Consider the following 16,687-nt stretch of genomic DNA (forward strand, 5'->3'; position numbering starts at 1 on the left):
TATGACAACGGCCATCCGCCAATACCTGGTCATCACCGGCAACTACTGGGCATTCACCCTCACGGACGGTGCTCTGCGGATGCTGGTGGTACTGCATTTCCATCAGCTCGGTTATTCACCGCTGGCAATCGCCCTGTTGTTCATCTTCTATGAATTCTTCGGGGTGGTGACCAACCTGGTCGGCGGCTACCTGGGCGCGCGAATGGGCCTGAATCGCACCATGAATCTGGGGCTCTTCCTGCAGATCGTTGCCCTCGCCATGCTGGCGGTACCGGCAGCGATGCTGACAGTGCCCTGGGTGATGGCGGCGCAGGCGCTGTCCGGTATCGCCAAGGACCTGAACAAGATGTCCGCCAAGAGCGGCATCAAGTTGCTGGTGCCGGACGCACAGCAGGGTACCCTGTACAAGTGGGTGGCCATCCTCACCGGTTCGAAGAACACGCTCAAGGGGGTGGGATTCTTCCTCGGGGGCGTGCTGCTTATGGCGGCCGGCTTCAAGGGTGCGGTGATGCTCATGGCGGTGGCGCTCGGGCTCGTGTGGCTGGCCAGCCTGTTCCTGCTCAAGCAGGAGCTGGGCAAGAGCAAGGCCAAACCGAAGTTCACGGATATCCTGTCCAAGAGCCGGGCGATCAACGTGCTCTCGGCCGCGCGCATGTTCCTGTTTGGCGCCCGGGATGTCTGGTTTGTAGTGGCCCTCCCGGTATACCTGCACACCGTCTTCGGCTGGGACTTCTGGAAAGTGGGCGGGTTCATGGCCACCTGGATTATCGGCTACGGCTTTATCCAGACCATTGCCCCGCGCATCACCGGCCATGCCGAAGGCAAACGGTCGGCGGTACTCTGGGCGGCGGCCCTGGCCCTGATTCCCGCAGCGATTGCGATCGGCCTGATGGCGGGGTGGTCGCCACAGGTCGTGGTGATCGGCGGCCTGCTATTGTTTGGCGTCCTGTTCGCTGTGAACTCGTCTCTGCACAGCTACCTGATCGTCAGCTATGCCCGGGGCGACGGTGTATCCCTGGATGTGGGGTTCTATTACATGTCCAATGCCGCAGGACGGCTATTGGGCACGATTCTGTCGGGCTGGGTCTACCAGGCCTGGGGGCTGGAGGCCTGCCTCTGGATATCGGCTGCCCTCGTCGCGACGGCGTCACTGCTGTCGCTGCGGCTGCCGGCGAGGCAGTCGGTCCACCCGGGCGATGCAGTAAAAACCTGAATCAAGACTCTTGTCCCGGTGCCGTGGCCAGGCACCAAAGTAGGATGTGATCCGGCACCCCAGCCGTTATAGTCTTGCGAAGATATCCCGAAAAAAGACAAGAAAAATGATCGAGTTATTGCGGCGTTCCCCTTTGCCTGTGATTGTGCTGGCCCAGCTGTTCGGCACCTCACTCTGGTTCAGCATCAATGGCGTCTGGTTGTCTCTGGCGGCCCAGTCGGGGCTGACCGAAACCGATCTGGGCCGGCTGACCCTCGCGGTTCAGGCCGGCTTCATCATTGGTACCCTGACCATCGCGGTGACTGGCCTGGCGGACCGGTTCGGTGCCAGCCGGATTTTTGCGGTCGCCAGCCTGCTCGGTGCGCTGGTGAATGGTGGATTTGTTTTCGCGGCTGGCCAGCCACCCCTGGATTTCATGCTGCGATTTGCCACCGGGCTGTGCCTGGCCGGCATTTATCCCCTCGGAATGAAAATGGTGATCGCCTGGACCCCGAAATACGCTGGCGCAGCGCTGGCGTGGCTGGTGGGCATGCTCACCCTGGGCACGGCGCTGCCGCACCTGATGCGGGGGGCGACCCTCGGAATGCCCTGGGAACTGCCCCTGTTGGCGGCATCGGTACTGGCCCTGTTGGGAGGGGGCTTGGTCTTCCTGCTTGGCGATGGTCCCCATCTGCCCAAAAGCGGCGGCCCGATTCCCTTGAGTCAGGGGCTGGCGGCATTGCGGATCCCCCGGTTCCGGGCGGTGGCCGGCGGTTACTTCGGCCATATGTGGGAACTCTATGCGTTCTGGACGCTCACGCCTTTATTGATTGGTCGGGAGCTGCAGCGACTGGGGGCAGGGGATGGCCTGATACCCTGGCTGGCGTTTGCCGTGATCGGGATTGGTGGTCTGGGCTGTGTGGGCGGTGGCCGGCTCAGTCGCAGCAAGGGTAGCGAATGGGTGGCGCGGCGCGCGCTGACGATGTCAGGTATCATCTGCCTGCTTTACCCGGTCCTGGGCGGGCTGCCACCGATCCTTCTGATTGTGCTCCTGTTTGCCTGGGGCCTGAGCGTGATTGCCGACTCGCCCCAGTTCTCCGCTCTGGCCGCCGCGACTGCGCCGAAGGAGTCGGTGGGTTCGTCACTGGCGGTGATGAACGCGGTCGGGTTCGGTCTGACGCTACCGGCGATCTGGCTTACCAGCGGGCTCTGGAGCCAGCTGGGTGTCTGGGTGGCCTGGCTGTTGGTTCCCGGGCCCGTGCTCGGGCTCTGGTCCCTGGCCAGGGGCGGCCAGCGGCCCTCCCTGTGAATGACGGTAACCTGGTGAAATGACAGAATCGGAACGACACAGCCCGGAGGGCAGTTGCAGAATCCTGCTGTTGTCCGGCTACGATGCGACCAGCCACAAACGCTGGCGGCATCAGATCACCGGCCTGTTGGGCGATTACCACTGGCAAACCCTGGCGTTGCCGCCGAGGTTTTTCCGCTGGCGCATTCGCGGCAACCCGTTGAGCTGGTTGAATGAGCCCTGTCTGCAGGAGCCTTGGGACCTGGTGATCGCCACCTCCATGGTGGACCTGGCCTCGCTGCGAAGCTTTCACCCGCACCTGGCCGGTACTCCCTGCCTTCTCTATATGCATGAAAACCAGTTTGCGTTTCCGGTTTCCGGCAAGCAGCCAGCCAGCGTTGATCCCCAGATGGTGAACCTGTACAGCGCGATTTCGGCGGATTGTGTGGCCTTCAACAGTGCCTGGAATCGGGACAGCTTCCTTGATGGCGTTCGGAAATTTCTCGACAAGATGCCCGATGAAGTACCGAATGGACTGATCACCCGTCTGCGCGAGAAATCCCGGGTCATCCCGGTGCCGATTGAGGACCGTTTGTTCATCGATGCCCGGGACGGCGTGAACTGGGCCCGGCCACACCTGCTCTGGAACCATCGTTGGGAGTACGACAAGGGCCCGGATCGCCTCTGGAAGCTCCTGCAGGTGCTCGAAAGACGCGCGGTTCCGTTCCGCCTCAGCGTTGTCGGCGAGAGTTTCAGGCGACATCCGCCGGCATTCGCCCGGATCCGTGAGGCGTTCGGGGACCGGATAGAGCAGTGGGGGTTCCTGGAAAGCCGGGGTGACTATGAGCGGTTGCTTCGTCAGGCGGACATTGTCATCTCGACGGCTCTGCACGATTTCCAGGGGCTGTCGATGCTGGAAGCCATGGCGTCAGGCTGTGTGCCCCTGGCTCCGGACCGGCTTGCCTACCGGGAGTATGTGCCGGCTGACTGCCGTTACGCCAGTCACGAGCAGGATGCCGACGCGGAAGCGCATGCCGCTGCAGACTGCCTGGAGCGACTTGTCCGGTGCCAGCCCCATGCCTGCCCGCCGGAGCCCTGGCGGGCCTCGGTGCTGGCGGAACAATACCGCTCTCTGTTCGATGCCTTGATCCATGCCGGCCAGGGGCACCTTACTTTTTCGTGACGGCTCTGATAGACTTCGCGCCCTCATTTTTCGGCCGATACCTGATTTTCATCGAAAATACTGAAACCAGACTGTGACGATCCTTCCGCCCTAGCGTTCAGGCGTTCCCCCTTCTTCCTTGATCAGTCCAGCAAGGCCTGGGTCTCAAGCCTGGAGTCTGTTGCCCGGCTTTTGAAACCTTTTATCGGATTACACGAATATGCTCAGCAGTATACGAAACAACTGGTTCTCCAATGTTCGGGGCGATCTGCTCGCCGGCATCGTTGTAGCGCTCGCCCTGGTTCCGGAGGCGATCGCCTTCTCCATCATCGCCGGCGTCGACCCGAAAGTGGGGCTTTATGCCTCCTTCTGTATTGCGGTGGTGATTGCCTTCGTGGGCGGGCGCCCCGGGATGATTTCGGCCGCTACCGGCGCCATGGCGCTGCTGATGGTTACCCTGGTCAAGGAACACGGTCTTGAGTACCTGCTTGCGGCGACGCTGCTCACCGGAGTGCTTCAGATCGTTGCGGGTTACCTGAAGCTCGGCGCCCTGATGCGGTTTGTTTCCCGCTCGGTGGTGACCGGGTTTGTAAACGCATTGGCGATCCTGATCTTCATGGCCCAGCTCCCGGAGCTGACCGGTGTCACCTGGCACGTCTATGCCATGACCGCCGCGGGTCTGGCGATCATCTACCTGTTTCCGCTGGTCCCGGTGGTTGGCAAAATCCTGCCGTCACCCCTGGTATGCATCATTTCCCTGACGGCTGTTGCTATGATCATGGGCCTCGATATCCGCACGGTCGGTGACATGGGAGAGTTGCCGGATACCCTGCCGGTGTTCCTGTGGCCGGATGTGCCGCTGAACCTTGAAACGCTGATGATAATTCTGCCCTACTCATTGGGGCTGGCGGTGGTCGGCCTGCTGGAGTCCATGATGACGGCGACGATTGTGGATGACCTCACCGACACCACCAGTGACCGCAACCGCGAGTGCAAGGGCCAGGGCGTTGCCAACATTGGTGCCGGGCTGCTCGGCGGTATGGCCGGCTGTGCGATGATCGGCCAGTCCATTATCAATATCAAATCCGGCGGCCGCACCCGGCTCTCGACCTTCACGGCAGGCGCGTTCCTGTTGGTATTGGTGCTGGTACTGGACCAGTGGCTGGTCCAGATCCCCATGGCGGCGCTGGTGGCCGTGATGATCATGGTATCGATCGGTACCTTCAGCTGGGAGTCCATCAGAAATCTCCGGGAACACCCGCTCTCAACCAATATCGTGATGGTGGTTACCGTGATCGTGGTGGTGGCGACCCACAACCTCGCCTTCGGCGTGCTTGCCGGGGTACTGCTTGCCGCGCTGTTCTTCGCCAACAAGGTGGGGCACTACATGCTGGTGACCTCCGGGTATGACGAGGAATCCGATACCCGTCGTTACAACGTCGTGGGGCAGGTATTCTTCAGCTCCTCCGAGAAGTTCATCGATTCCTTTGACTTCAGGGAGGCGGTCGACAACGTCGTTATCGACCTGAGCCGGGCTCATTTCTGGGACATCACCGCCGTAGCCGCACTGGACAAAGTGGTCGTCAAGTTCCGCAGGGAAGGTGCGGATGTCGAGGTGGTTGGCCTGAATGAGGCCAGCGCCACCATCGTCGACCGCTTTGGTGTCCACGACAAGCCCGATGCTGTGGATCAGTTGATGGCCCACTGAACAAACGCGGATCGGCCCGTCTCTCGCCCGGCTGCTTGCGGCTATCGGCAGCCCTGCCTAGACTCATGACTGTTGGACGGTTATGACAGGGAGACGTGGCCATGGCGTTCCAGACCCTTGATGGCAACGAAGCTGTGGCCTCGGTGGCCTATCGCCTGAGTGAAACCATTGCCATCTATCCGATCACCCCGGCGTCGGTGATGGGTGAACATGCCGACGACTGGGCGGCCCTGGGTCGGCCCAATCTCTGGGGTCAGGTACCCAGCGTGGTCGAAATGCAGTCGGAAGCGGGTGCCGCGGGGGCAATGCACGGTGCCCTGCAGGCGGGTTCGCTGGTGACGACGTTCACCGCCTCCCAGGGGCTGCTGTTGATGCTGCCCAACCTGTTCAAGATCGCCGGCGAACTCTCGCCGTTTTGCATGCATATTGCAGCCCGCAGTGTGGCTACCCACGCCCTGTCGATCTTCTGCGATCATTCCGATGTCATGACCGCCCGTGGTACCGGCTTTGCACTGCTGGCGTCCGGATCAGTGCAGGAGGCTCAGGATCTGGCGGCCATTGGTCACGCCGTCACCCTGAAAGCCCGGGTGCCGGTGATGCATTTCTTCGATGGCTTCCGCACGTCCCACGAGATCTCCAAGATTGCCGCCCTGAGCGATGAGGAGCTGCAGGCACTGGTGTCCCATGAGGGGGTCGAAGCCCATCGCGCGCGCCGAATGACGCCGGACCGGCCGGTGGTCCGGGGCACCTCCCAGAATCCCGACGCCTTTTTCCAGTCCCGGGAGGCCACGAACCCGTTTTACCAAGCCTTCCCCGACAAGCTGGAAGCGGTGATGGACCGGTTCGCCGAGATCACGGGACGGCGCTACCGGCCGTTTGATTATGTCGGGCATCCCGAGGCCGAGCGGGTGGTCATTCTGATGGGATCCGGGGCGGAGTGCGCCCATGAAACCGTGGACTGGCTGGTCGAGGAGGGGGAGAAGGTCGGTGTGCTCAAGGTTCGCCTGTTCCGACCCTTTGCCACCGACCGTTTCCTGGCGGCGCTGCCCGATACCGTGCAGCATCTGGCGGTCCTGGACCGGACCAAGGAGCCCGGAGCCCAGGGCGAGCCGCTGTTGCTGGAGGTCAGCGGGGCTCTGATGGAAGCCTGGAGCCGGGGCGAGCGGCAGACCTTGCCGCGGTTGATCGGTGGCCGTTATGGCCTGTCGTCCCGGGAGTTCACGCCCGCCATGGTCTGTGCGGTGTTCGATGAGTTGAAGGCCGGGGCGCCAAAGACGCGCTTTACCGTGGGTGTTCGCGACGATGTCACCCAGCTGTCGCTGGACGTGGACAGCGAGCTGGATATCGAATCCCCGAAGACCCGCAGGGCCCTGTTCTTCGGCCTCGGCGCTGACGGCACGGTCAGCAGTAACAAGGCCAGCATCAAGATCCTGGGCGAGGGTACGGACCTCTACGCCCAGGGCCATTTCGTCTACGACTCCAAGAAGTCCGGGGCCACCACGGTTTCCCATCTGCGGTTTGGCCCTCTGCCGATCCGCTCCAGTTATCAGATCCGCAAGGCTCAGTTCGTTGCCATTCATGCGCCCCAGTTCCTCGAGCGCTTTGACGTCCTGGAGCATGCTGCCGAGGGCGCCACGGTACTGTTGAATGTGCCCTGGTCCAGGGATGAGGCCTGGGATCGGTTGTCGGTGGAAGTCCAGCGGGTGTTGGTGGAGCGCAAGGCCCGGCTGTATGTCATCGATGCCGCAGATGTGGCTGAAAAGGCAGGGCTGGAGCGACGCATCAATACCGTGATGCAGGTGTGCTTCTTTGCCCTGGCCGACATTTTGCCGAAGGACGAGGCCATCGCCCGGATCAAGGATTCCATTCGCGAGACCTGGGGCCGTCGCGGGCCGGAGGTGGTGCGCCGCAACGTCGAGGCGGTGGATTCCGCCCTGGCTCACCTCTATGAAGTACCGGTACCGGACAAGGTGACGGCAACCCGCACCCGGCCACCCCGGGTACCGGAGGATGCGCCGGATTTTGTCCAGAAAGTAACCCGGCTGCTGCTGGAAGGCCAGGGCGACCGCCTGCCGGTCAGTGCGTTTCCACCGGATGGCAGCTGGCCAACCGGCACCAGCCAGTTCGAGAAGCGCTCCATCGCCCAGGAAATACCGATCTGGGAGTCCGATCTGTGCGTGCAGTGCAATTTCTGCGCGATGATCTGCCCCCATACCGCGATCACCGCCAAGGTCTTTGAGCCGGAGGCGGCGCGCAACGGGCCGGAGACGTTCGAAGCCGTTCCCGAAACCCAGACCCCGGAACTCGAGGGTCTGGATTACCGGCTTCAGGTGGCACCGGAGGATTGCACCGGCTGCGGTCTGTGTGTGGAAGTGTGTCCCGCCAAAGACCGTACCCGGCCCAAACGAAAAGCGATCAACATGCAGCCCCTGGCAGAGCATTGCGAAGTCGAGGCGGAAAACCTGAAGTTCTTCCGCAGCTTGCCGGATGTCCCCAGGGACCGTATTCCGAGGGACTTCAAATCGCTGCCGCTGTTGATCCCTTTGTTCGAATACTCCGGTGCCTGCGCCGGTTGCGGCGAGACCCCCTACATCCGTTTGCTCACCCAGCTGTTGGGGGATCGGCTGCTGATTGCCAATGCCACCGGATGTTCCTCCATCTATGGTGGCAACCTGCCAACGACGCCGTATACGGTGAACGCCGAGGGCCGGGGGCCGACCTGGAACAATTCACTGTTCGAGGATGCGGCTGAGCTGGGCCTGGGCATGCGTCTGGGATTGAACAAGTTGGTGGGGCGGGCCCGACAGCTGCTGGAGGGCATGCGGGAGCGTCTGCCCCAGGGGCTATACAATAGCCTGACCGGCCCCTGCGCCACCCTTGACGAGGTAGCCATGGCGGCCCGGCGGAAGGCGGTTGCACGTTTGCGGGACTGGCTGGAGGACCAGCAGGGCGCGGAGATGCAGGAGTTGGCAAGCCTGGCCGATGAGTTGTGTCCCAAGAGTGTATGGGTCATCGGGGGCGATGGCTGGGCCTATGACATCGGCTACGGCGGGCTGGACCATGCCCTGGCCTCTGGCCAGAACCTCAAGCTGCTGGTACTGGATACCGAGGTGTACTCCAACACCGGCGGCCAGCAATCCAAGGCCACGCCCATGGGCGCGATTGCCAAGTTTGCGGCCGCCGGCAAGGAAACCCGGAAGAAGGATCTGGGGCTGCTGGCTATGAGCTACGGCCACGTCTACGTCGCCCAGATCGCCATGCAGTCCCACAGTAACCAGACCACCAAAGCGCTGCAGGAGGCTGAAAGTTTCGACGGGCCGGCGCTGATCATCGCCCACAGTCCTTGCATTGCCCACGGCTACGACTTGGTGCATTCGCCGGCACAGCAAAAGCGGGCGGTGGACAGCTGGGCCTGGCCCATCTACCGTTTCGATCCCCGGCGCATCGAAGAAGGCCTGCCGCCCCTGCAGCTGGATTCGGTTCGACAGAAGGTGCCCATGAAGACCTACATGCAGGAGGAGGCCCGCTTCCGGATGCTGGAGCTGCGGGACCCCGAAAGGTATGAGCGTCTGGTGGCGGCCGCAACGGAGGCGGCGCAGGACCAGCGGGAACTCTACAAACAGTTGGCGGGCATTCACTTTGAACCCCACGACAATCCCGAATCCGGACAGGGGGAGGGCGAACAGCATGATTGAACTGACAACACGCTGGCTCGGGCTCGACTTGCGCTCGCCCCTGGTCGTTGGCGCCAGCCCGTTGACCGATGATGTGGGTGCCCTGAGGGCGTGTGTGGATGCGGGCGCCGGGGCCGTGGTGATGCATTCACTGTTTGAGGAGCAGCTGGTGGCGGAACAGATGGCCGCCCACCGTTTCATTGATTCAAGGATCAATATGGACGCAGAGGCGCGCTCGTTCTTCCCCGAATCCGAAGTGTTCGAAATGGGGTCCGGCAGCTATCTCAAGCGCCTGGAGCGGCTCCGGAGCACGCTGGATGTTCCCGTGATTGCCTCGCTGAACGGTATCTCACCCGGTGGCTGGACCCTTCATGCCCGGGAACTTCAGGATGCCGGTGCCGATGCCATCGAGCTCAATCTCTACGACCTGGCAACCGATCCCGCCGAAACCGCCGTGACGCTGGAACAGCGTCAGCAGGAGGTCGTACGTTCGGTGGTCGGGCAGGTGTCGATTCCGGTGAGCGTCAAGCTGTCGCCGTTCTACTCGGCGCTGCCTGCCTTTGTGGCGGGTGTGGAAGCGGCGGGCGCACATGGATTGGTGCTGTTCAACCGGTTCTATCAGCCGGATATGGATCTGGACGCGCTGACCCTGAGCCGGGAGTTGGTCCTGTCCAGCAGTGCGGAACTGCCGCTCCGGCTGCATGCTGTAGCCACGCTGTTCAACCGCACCGGCCTGGAAATGGCGGTGTCCGGCGGCGTCCATACCGGGGATGACGCGGCGAAAGCCATCTTGTCCGGTGGCACCGTGGTCCAGGTAGTGTCTGCCCTGTTGGCCGAAGGGCCGCAGGCCCTGGCCCGAATCAGTGATGCCATGAACCGGCGCCTGTCAACGATGGGCTACCGGACCGTGGCCGAGGCCCGTGGTGCCCTGTCGCTGGACAATGCCCCTGATTCCAAAGCCTGGGAGCGGCTGAACTACGCTCGTCTGTTGCAGGGCTGGAGATGACGGTTACAGGCTCTGCTCGGGGACTTCCCGTATCCGGCCGTGTTCATCGATGGCCACGTAGACGAACAGCCCCTCGGTCACCTTTCTGGGATTCTTTGCGGTGCGGTCCAGTGTCCAGACTTCGACATTGATTTTCATCGAGCTGCGCCCGATATCCACCAGCTCGCAGTAACAGCCTACCTGGGAACCCACCCGCAACGGCGACAGGAATTCCATCCGGTCCATGGCCACGGTGGCATTGCGGCCCTGGGAAATGCGGCCTGCCATGGTGGCGGCGGCAAGATCCATCTGTTTCACCAGCCAGCCGGCAAAGACATCGCCATTGGCGTTGGTGTCAGCGGGAAGAGGGATGACCTGGAGCGTAAGTTCACCCCGAGGTACCGGTTTGTCATCGTCGAAAGCCGTCATGGAGCCTGCCTTTACTGGTACTGGAATTGTTTTATCCCCGCATGTTAATGGCCTGAACGCGTGCTGCAAGCAAATTTGCAACATGATGGCTATATTTCAGGAGCTGTAACAAAGTTGTCACAGAGACCTCCTAGGATGCATTCATCGGTAAAGCACATCCGACACAACGTCCAAACCAAATAATGGAGACTTGACGTGATGAAACTGAACAAAGCTCTCGCTATCGCGGCTGTGGCAGGCTCTGTGGCAGCCATGTCAGCACCGGCAATGGCTCGCGATACCATCAGCATCGTAGGTTCCTCTACTGTTTATCCGTTCGCGACCGTTGTGGCAGAGCGTTTCGGGACCAAGACCGACTACAACACCCCGAAACTGGAGTCCACTGGCTCCGGCGGCGGCATGAAGCTGTTCTGTCAGGGTATCGGTACCCAGCACCCGGACATCACCAACGCTTCCCGTCGTATGAAGCCGTCCGAGTATGACCTGTGCCAGAAGAATGGCGTCAAGGATATCACCGAGTTCCGTATCGGTTCTGACGGCATCGTGATCGCCAGCTCCAATAAAGCTGACAACCTAGATATCACCCTGGAGCAGCTGTTCCTGGCCTTGGGCAAGGAAGTTCCGAACCCGGAAAACGAGAAGGAGCTGATCCCGAACCCGTACAAGACCTGGAGCGAGATCGATTCCGGTCTGCCGAACGTTGCCATTCGCGTGATGGGGCCGCCCCCGACTTCCGGTACCCGTGATTCCTTCAACGAGCTGGCCTTGCAGGGTGGCTGTGAAGATCTGCCGGCCGTTGCTGACATGAGCGAAGACGACATGGAAGCCGTGTGTCAGAGCATCCGTGAAGACGGAGCGTTCATTGAAGCGGGTGAGAACGACAACCTGATCGTGCAGAAGCTGATTGACGACGAAGGTATGTACGGCGTCTTCGGCTACAGCTTCCTGGAAGAGAATGCTGACCGTCTGCAGGCGGCTACCCTGAACGGTAAGGTGCCGACGGCTGAAGGTATCGCCGCTGATGAGTATCCGGTGGCCCGCTCACTGTTCTTCTACGTGAAGAAGGCACACGTTGGCGTTATCCCGGGTATGGCAGAGTACGTTGAAGAGTTCGTCAGCCCGGCGGCTATGGGGCCGAACGGCTACCTGAAGAGCGTCGGCCTGATCGTTCCGCCGCGTGAGGCTCTGATGAACCTGCAGGACAAGGCGGCCGACTTGCCGAATCTGCAGAAAGACGAGCTGATGTAAGCCAGTTACACAGCCGGCTAACTGACAAGGGTGCGAGTCCTCACGGGCTCGCACCCTTTCGCACGTAGAAAGCACCAAGTGCGAAACTCGTGTTGAGTCTTTACACTTGTTGCCTATTTGAAGCGTCAGACAGGATAATTCATGCAACCTGCCAACCTCCTTCTACTGACCCTGGTCCTGGCCGTGGTGGCTTACGGCCTGGGCTATGCCCGGTCCCGGGCGCTGGCGATGCCCCTGGGCGGGATTCGTCATCTCAAGTCCCTGCCATTTTATTATGGCGCCCGAGCAGCCCTCTGGTGCGGCATTCCCGCCCTGGTGGTGCTGGCACTCTGGGCGGCGTTCCAGGGCAAGGTTATTCAGGTGCTGGTGATCGGCTCACTGCCGCCGGAGATGATTCCTGCCGATGAGGGCAGTGCGAGCCTGCTGCTGAGCAAGATCAGCAATGTGGCCAGCGGTGCCTTGCCCCCCGGGTTTGTTGAAGCGCCGATTGTGGAGGCAGCCGAACGCCTGAAGGCGTTGCGGGGCCAAAGCCGGATGCTGATGACCGCGCTGGTGATTTCGGTGGCGGTCCTGGCCGGTTTCCTGGGTTGGCTGCGCATCCGTCCCAGGATCAATGCCCGGGAGCAGGTGGAGTCCATCCTCAAGTGGCTGTTCTTTGCCTGTGCCGCCCTCGCGATCCTGACGACGCTGGGCATCATCTTCTCGGTGGCCTTCGAAACCTTCCGGTTCTTCGAAAAGATCTCCTTTATCGAGTTTTTCTTCGGTACCAGCTGGAGTCCTCAAACGGCGTTGAGGGCGGATCAGGTCGCGGCCGAAGGCGCGTTCGGCATGATTCCGCTGTTTACCGGTACCCTGCTGATTTCGGCGATCGCCATGCTGGTGGCGGTTCCCGTAGGGCTGCTCTCCGCCATTTACCTGTCCGAGTATGCCAACAAGCGGGTGCGCAGCGTCGTCAAGCCGCTCCTTGAGATGCTGGCCGGCATCCCCACCGTAGTTTATGGCTTCTTTGCGGCCCTGACCGTGGCACCCTTTATCAGTGACCTGGCCGCTTCACTGGGTATTGAAGCATCTTCCCAGAGCGCACTGGCCGCGGGCGGTGTGATGGGCATCATGATCATTCCTTTTGTGTCATCGCTCTCGGATGACGTCATCAATGCGGTGCCGCAATCCCTGCGGGACGGCTCGCTCGCCCTCGGTGCTACCCAGTCGGAAACCATGAAAAAGGTCATTTTCCCTGCGGCGCTGCCGGGCATCATGGGCGGCATTTTGCTGGCAGCTTCCCGGGCCATTGGCGAGACCATGATCGTCGTTATGGCAGCCGGCCTGGCGGCCAATCTGACCGCCAATCCTCTGGAGACAGTCACGACCGTGACGGTACAGATCGTGACGTTGCTCACCGGTGACCAGGAATTTGACAGCGCCAAGACGCTGGCCGCCTTTGCCCTCGGCGCCATGCTCTTCCTGGCCACGCTGCTGCTCAACGTAATTGCCCTGAAAATCGTTCGTAAATATCGGGAACAGTATGACTGACCAACGCTCTCAGGCGGAGATCGTCCGCCAATCACTCAAGCAACGCTATCGCAAGGAACGTCGGTTCCGCGCGTATGGCATCGCCGCGATTGCTGTCGCCCTCGCTGCCCTGGTGATTCTGTTTGCCGATATCATTGGCAAGGGCTACGCGGGCTTCATGAAGACGACCCTGACGCTGGACGTGCAGCTCGATGGCGAAATGATGTACCTGGACGACGCCAGCGACGAACGCCAGCTGAAAATGGCTGATTTTGTCGAACCGCTGGTCCAGGCGCTGATCAAGGAGGTCCCGTCCGCGACCGAATCGGACCGGGACGCGGTGCGCGATCTGATCAACCCCTACGCTTCCGTGACCCTGCGGGACGCCCTGAAAGCCAACCCGGAATGGCTGAATACCACACGCACCATGACGTTCCTGGCCCATACGGACGTGGATGTCTACGTCAAGCATGCCGGCGATGAAGCCTACTCCATCAAGCTGAGCGAGCAGCAGCAGGCATGGGTGGATCAGTTGCAGGAGCAGGGTGTCGTCGAGACCTCGTTCAACGACGTCTTCTTCGAGAACGGCGATTCCCGGGATCCCTCCAAGGCGGGTATTCTCGGTGCCGTCGTGGGCTCCCTGCTGACCATGTTCGTCACGCTGATACTGTCGTTCCCGATCGGGGTGGCGGCTGCGATCTACCTGGAGGAGTTTGCGCCCCAGAACAAGCTGACCGATTTTATCGAGGTGAACATCAACAACCTGGCGGCGGTACCCTCGATCATCTTCGGTCTGCTGGGTCTGGCGGTGTTCATCAATCTGTTCGGAATGCCCCGGTCGGTGCCGGTGGTGGGTGGTCTGGTGCTGACGCTGATGACCCTGCCGACCATCATCATCTCCAGCCGCGCCGCCATCAAGAGTGTGCCACCGTCGATCCGCGAGGCGGCGGAGGGCATCGGGGCCTCCAAGATGCAGGTGGTGTTGCACCATGTGCTGCCGCTGGCCATGCCCGGCATGCTCACCGGTTCCATCATCGGCATGGCCCAGGCCTTGGGCGAGACGGCGCCGCTGCTTCTGATCGGTATGGTGGCCTTCATCGTGGATGTGCCGGATGGGTTCTTTGACTCCGCCACGGTTCTGCCCGTGCAGGTATTCCTGTGGGCCGGCAGTCCGGAACTGGCCTTTATCGAACGCGCGTCGGCAGCGATTATGGTGCTGTTGACCTTCCTGATCAGTATGAATGCATTGGCCATCTGGATGCGCAAGCGTCTTGAGCGCAGGTGGTAAGGAGAATCTCCATGAATACCCTGAATACAACGGTAACCAGTGAAGCTGATATGCCTGACGAAAATGTTGTTCCGGTCCAGGACGAGAAGCCGGCAGAGACGGTGATCGAGGAGGGCAAGACCGTCGGCCGGCCCTTCGCGGACGATGCCAAGTTCAAGCTGCGTAATGTCGAGGTGTTCTACGGCGAGGATCGTGCCATCAAGAACATCAGCCTGGATATCGCGCGTAATGAGGTTATCGCCTTCATCGGTCCGTCCGGGTGCGGTAAGTCCACCTTCCTGCGCTGCCTGAACCGGATGAACGACAGTATCGATATCTGTCGGGTCAAGGGCTCACTGCAGCTGGACGAGCAGGATATCTACGACCCCAAGCGGGACGTGGTAGAGCTGCGTGCCCGCGTGGGCATGGTGTTCCAGAAGCCCAACCCGTTCCCCAAGTCCATCTACGACAACGTGGCCTATGGCCCCCGGATCCACGGCCTGGCCAATCGCAAATCCGATCTGGACGATATCGTTGAGAACAGCCTGCGCAAGGCGGGGCTCTGGGACGAGGTCAAGGACCGTCTGGATGCGACCGCAACCGGCATGTCCGGTGGCCAGCAGCAGCGTCTGTGCATTGCCCGAGCCATCGCGGTCAGCCCGGAAGTGGTGTTGATGGACGAGCCGTGCTCGGCACTGGACCCGATCGCCACCGCCAAAGTGGAGGAGCTGATTGCCGAGCTGTCAGAGAGTTACACGATCGTGATCGTAACCCACTCGATGCAGCAGGCGGCCCGGGTATCCCATCGCACTGCCTACTTCCACCTGGGCCATCTCGTGGAAGTGAATGAAACCAACAAGGTTTTCACTTCTCCGGAACACCAGCTGACAGAATCATACATCACCGGTCGCTTCGGCTAAGCGCCGGCGATGCGTATTGGAGAAAGACAAAATGCCAGACAGAAAGGATGACGTATACGGGGATCACATTTCCCACAAGTTCAATGACGAGCTGATGGAGCTCAAGACCGAGTTCCTGAAGATGGGCGGCATGGTGGAGTCCCAGGTGGAGAACGCCATCCAGGCCCTGATGGACGGCGACGGCCACCTTGCCGAGCAGATCCGCGCCAAGGACAAGCAGGTCGACAAGATGGAGATGGACCTGGACGAGGAAGCGACCCTGATCATCGCTCGTCGTCAGCCCACCGCGCGGGATCTGCGACTGGTCATTTCCGTGATCAAGATGGTGGCGGATCTGGAGCGCGTTGGCGATGAGGCCAAGAAAATTGCCAAGCTGGCGATCAAGTTATCCGAGGAAGGCCAGGCGCCGCGGGGCTATGTGGAAGTCCGCCACATCGGCACCCATGTACTGGGCATGCTCCATGACTCGCTGGATGCCTTCGCCCGGCTCGACTCCGAGCAGGCGCTGCGGATCATGAAAGAAGACAAGCGGGTGGATGAGGAATACCAAGCCGCAGCGCGGACCCTGCTGACCTTCATGATGGAGGACACCCGCAATATCTCGCGCTGCATGTCCGTGATGTGGGTGCTCCGCGCCCTGGAGCGGGTAGGGGACCACGCCTGCAACATCGCCGAGAACGTGATCTTCATGGTCAAGGGCGAGGATGTGCGTCACACGCCGGTGGAAGAGGCCGAGCGGGTGGTTGGCCGCTGAGTGGGGGGTCGCCGCTAACCCGGGGTCAGAAGAAAGCGTTCTTCTGACCCCTTTTTTCATCATCAAATCTCGGCACTTGCCGCCAGGTTGGGGTCAGAAGAACGCTTTCTTCTGACCCCGTCTTCACTGAACTCCCGTGTTCGAATCGCCCCTCAGGCCTGCTTCATCCTGTCGGTATACGGCGGCCAGCCAAACGGCTTGCCGGCCAGCAGGTGCAGGTGGATGTGGAATACCGTCTGCCCGGCATTCTCTCCGCAGTTCATCACCGTCCGGTAGCCGTCCTCGGCAAAGCCCATCTCCTTCGCCAGCTTGCCGGCCACATAATACAGGTGCCCCACCAGCTCCCGGTCACCTTCCTCGATCTCGTTGATGGAAGCAATGGCCTTTTTCGGAATCACCAGCAGGTGCACCGGCGCCTGGGGATTGATGTCCTTGAACGCCAGGCTGACGTCATCCTCGTACACGATGTCGGCGGGGATTTCGCGGTTGATGATCTTGGAGAAAATGGTCTCGGACATGGTGGCTCCTTGTGTGTTTTCAGTCGTGATCGT

13 protein-coding genes are annotated in these 16,687 nt (G+C 61.2%); 11 read left to right on the forward strand and 2 right to left on the reverse strand.

The window, feature by feature from the left end; genetic code table 11:
• Position 1 precedes the first annotated feature (1 nt).
• The 6 genes from arsJ (at position 2) to MD273_RS00285 (ending at position 10,030) form a co-directional block, all read left to right on the forward strand.
• On the forward strand, positions 2-1,213 hold the full coding sequence (gene arsJ, locus MD273_RS00260) for an organoarsenical effux MFS transporter ArsJ (protein WP_239035780.1): 1,212 nt from the start codon (positions 2-4) through the stop codon (positions 1,211-1,213).
• 106 nt (positions 1,214-1,319) lie between these two features.
• On the forward strand, positions 1,320-2,501 hold the full coding sequence (locus tag MD273_RS00265; RefSeq protein WP_239035781.1) for an MFS transporter: 1,182 nt from the start codon (positions 1,320-1,322) through the stop codon (positions 2,499-2,501).
• 19 nt (positions 2,502-2,520) lie between these two features.
• Entirely contained in the window at positions 2,521-3,663 is a 1,143-nt protein-coding gene (locus MD273_RS00270) for a tRNA-queuosine alpha-mannosyltransferase domain-containing protein (RefSeq protein ID WP_239035782.1), read from the forward strand.
• 199 nt (positions 3,664-3,862) lie between these two features.
• A complete protein-coding gene (locus tag MD273_RS00275; RefSeq protein ID WP_239035783.1) occupies positions 3,863-5,350 on the forward strand; it encodes a SulP family inorganic anion transporter in 1,488 nt (495 codons plus the stop codon).
• 101 nt (positions 5,351-5,451) lie between these two features.
• Entirely contained in the window at positions 5,452-9,045 is a 3,594-nt protein-coding gene (gene nifJ, locus MD273_RS00280) for a pyruvate:ferredoxin (flavodoxin) oxidoreductase (RefSeq protein ID WP_239035784.1), read from the forward strand.
• Positions 9,038-10,030, forward strand: a complete 993-nt coding sequence (locus tag MD273_RS00285) for a dihydroorotate dehydrogenase-like protein (RefSeq protein WP_239035785.1) — start codon at positions 9,038-9,040, stop codon at positions 10,028-10,030. Before nifJ ends, MD273_RS00285 begins: the two co-directional genes overlap by 8 nt.
• A gap of 3 nt (positions 10,031-10,033) precedes the next feature.
• On the opposite strand, the gene MD273_RS00290 is transcribed toward MD273_RS00285, so the two are convergent.
• Entirely contained in the window at positions 10,034-10,438 is a 405-nt protein-coding gene (locus MD273_RS00290) for an acyl-CoA thioesterase (protein WP_239035786.1), read from the reverse strand.
• Between the two features lie 195 nt (positions 10,439-10,633).
• Here MD273_RS00290 and MD273_RS00295 point away from each other — a divergent pair, with 195 nt between their 5' ends.
• The 5 genes from MD273_RS00295 to phoU all read left to right on the forward strand — a co-directional run bounded on the left by MD273_RS00295 (position 10,634) and on the right by phoU (position 16,136).
• Entirely contained in the window at positions 10,634-11,686 is a 1,053-nt protein-coding gene (locus MD273_RS00295; RefSeq protein ID WP_239035787.1) for a substrate-binding domain-containing protein, read from the forward strand.
• 141 nt (positions 11,687-11,827) lie between these two features.
• Complete coding sequence (gene pstC, locus MD273_RS00300) at positions 11,828-13,216, forward strand: phosphate ABC transporter permease subunit PstC (RefSeq protein ID WP_239035788.1); 1,389 nt, start codon at positions 11,828-11,830, stop codon at positions 13,214-13,216.
• Positions 13,209-14,483, forward strand: coding sequence for a phosphate ABC transporter permease PstA (gene pstA, locus MD273_RS00305; RefSeq protein WP_239035789.1), 1,275 nt, complete (start codon positions 13,209-13,211; stop codon positions 14,481-14,483). Before pstC ends, pstA begins: the two co-directional genes overlap by 8 nt.
• Before the next feature lie 11 nt (positions 14,484-14,494).
• Positions 14,495-15,382: a phosphate ABC transporter ATP-binding protein PstB gene (gene pstB, locus MD273_RS00310; protein ID WP_239035790.1), complete on the forward strand. Its 888-nt coding sequence runs from the start codon at positions 14,495-14,497 to the stop codon at positions 15,380-15,382.
• 31 nt (positions 15,383-15,413) lie between these two features.
• Complete coding sequence (phoU, locus tag MD273_RS00315; RefSeq protein ID WP_239035791.1) at positions 15,414-16,136, forward strand: phosphate signaling complex protein PhoU; 723 nt, start codon at positions 15,414-15,416, stop codon at positions 16,134-16,136.
• A 152-nt stretch (positions 16,137-16,288) separates the two neighbouring features.
• Here phoU and MD273_RS00320 read toward each other — a convergent pair whose 3' ends face one another.
• Positions 16,289-16,654, reverse strand: a complete 366-nt coding sequence (locus MD273_RS00320; protein WP_239035792.1) for a histidine triad nucleotide-binding protein — start codon at positions 16,652-16,654, stop codon at positions 16,289-16,291.
• Positions 16,655-16,687: the final 33 nt, after the last annotated feature.

The sequence above is a fragment of the Marinobacter sp. C7 genome, from assembly GCF_022343555.1.
Classification (GTDB): domain Bacteria; phylum Pseudomonadota; class Gammaproteobacteria; order Pseudomonadales; family Oleiphilaceae; genus Marinobacter.

Coding starts and splice junctions, on each gene's coding strand:
- nifJ (WP_239035784.1), top strand. CDS start 5,452: ATGGCGTTCCAGACCCTTGATGGCAACGAAGCTGTGGCCTCGGTGGCC.
- phoU (WP_239035791.1), top strand. CDS start 15,414: ATGCCAGACAGAAAGGATGACGTATACGGGGATCACATTTCCCACAAG.
- MD273_RS00285 (WP_239035785.1), top strand. CDS start 9,038: ATGATTGAACTGACAACACGCTGGCTCGGGCTCGACTTGCGCTCGCCC.
- MD273_RS00290 (WP_239035786.1), bottom strand. CDS start 10,438: ATGACGGCTTTCGACGATGACAAACCGGTACCTCGGGGTGAACTTACG.
- MD273_RS00275 (WP_239035783.1), top strand. CDS start 3,863: ATGCTCAGCAGTATACGAAACAACTGGTTCTCCAATGTTCGGGGCGAT.
- pstC (WP_239035788.1), top strand. CDS start 11,828: ATGCAACCTGCCAACCTCCTTCTACTGACCCTGGTCCTGGCCGTGGTG.
- pstB (WP_239035790.1), top strand. CDS start 14,495: ATGAATACCCTGAATACAACGGTAACCAGTGAAGCTGATATGCCTGAC.
- MD273_RS00265 (WP_239035781.1), top strand. CDS start 1,320: ATGATCGAGTTATTGCGGCGTTCCCCTTTGCCTGTGATTGTGCTGGCC.
- arsJ (WP_239035780.1), top strand. CDS start 2: ATGACAACGGCCATCCGCCAATACCTGGTCATCACCGGCAACTACTGG.
- MD273_RS00320 (WP_239035792.1), bottom strand. CDS start 16,654: ATGTCCGAGACCATTTTCTCCAAGATCATCAACCGCGAAATCCCCGCC.
- pstA (WP_239035789.1), top strand. CDS start 13,209: ATGACTGACCAACGCTCTCAGGCGGAGATCGTCCGCCAATCACTCAAG.
- MD273_RS00270 (WP_239035782.1), top strand. CDS start 2,521: ATGACAGAATCGGAACGACACAGCCCGGAGGGCAGTTGCAGAATCCTG.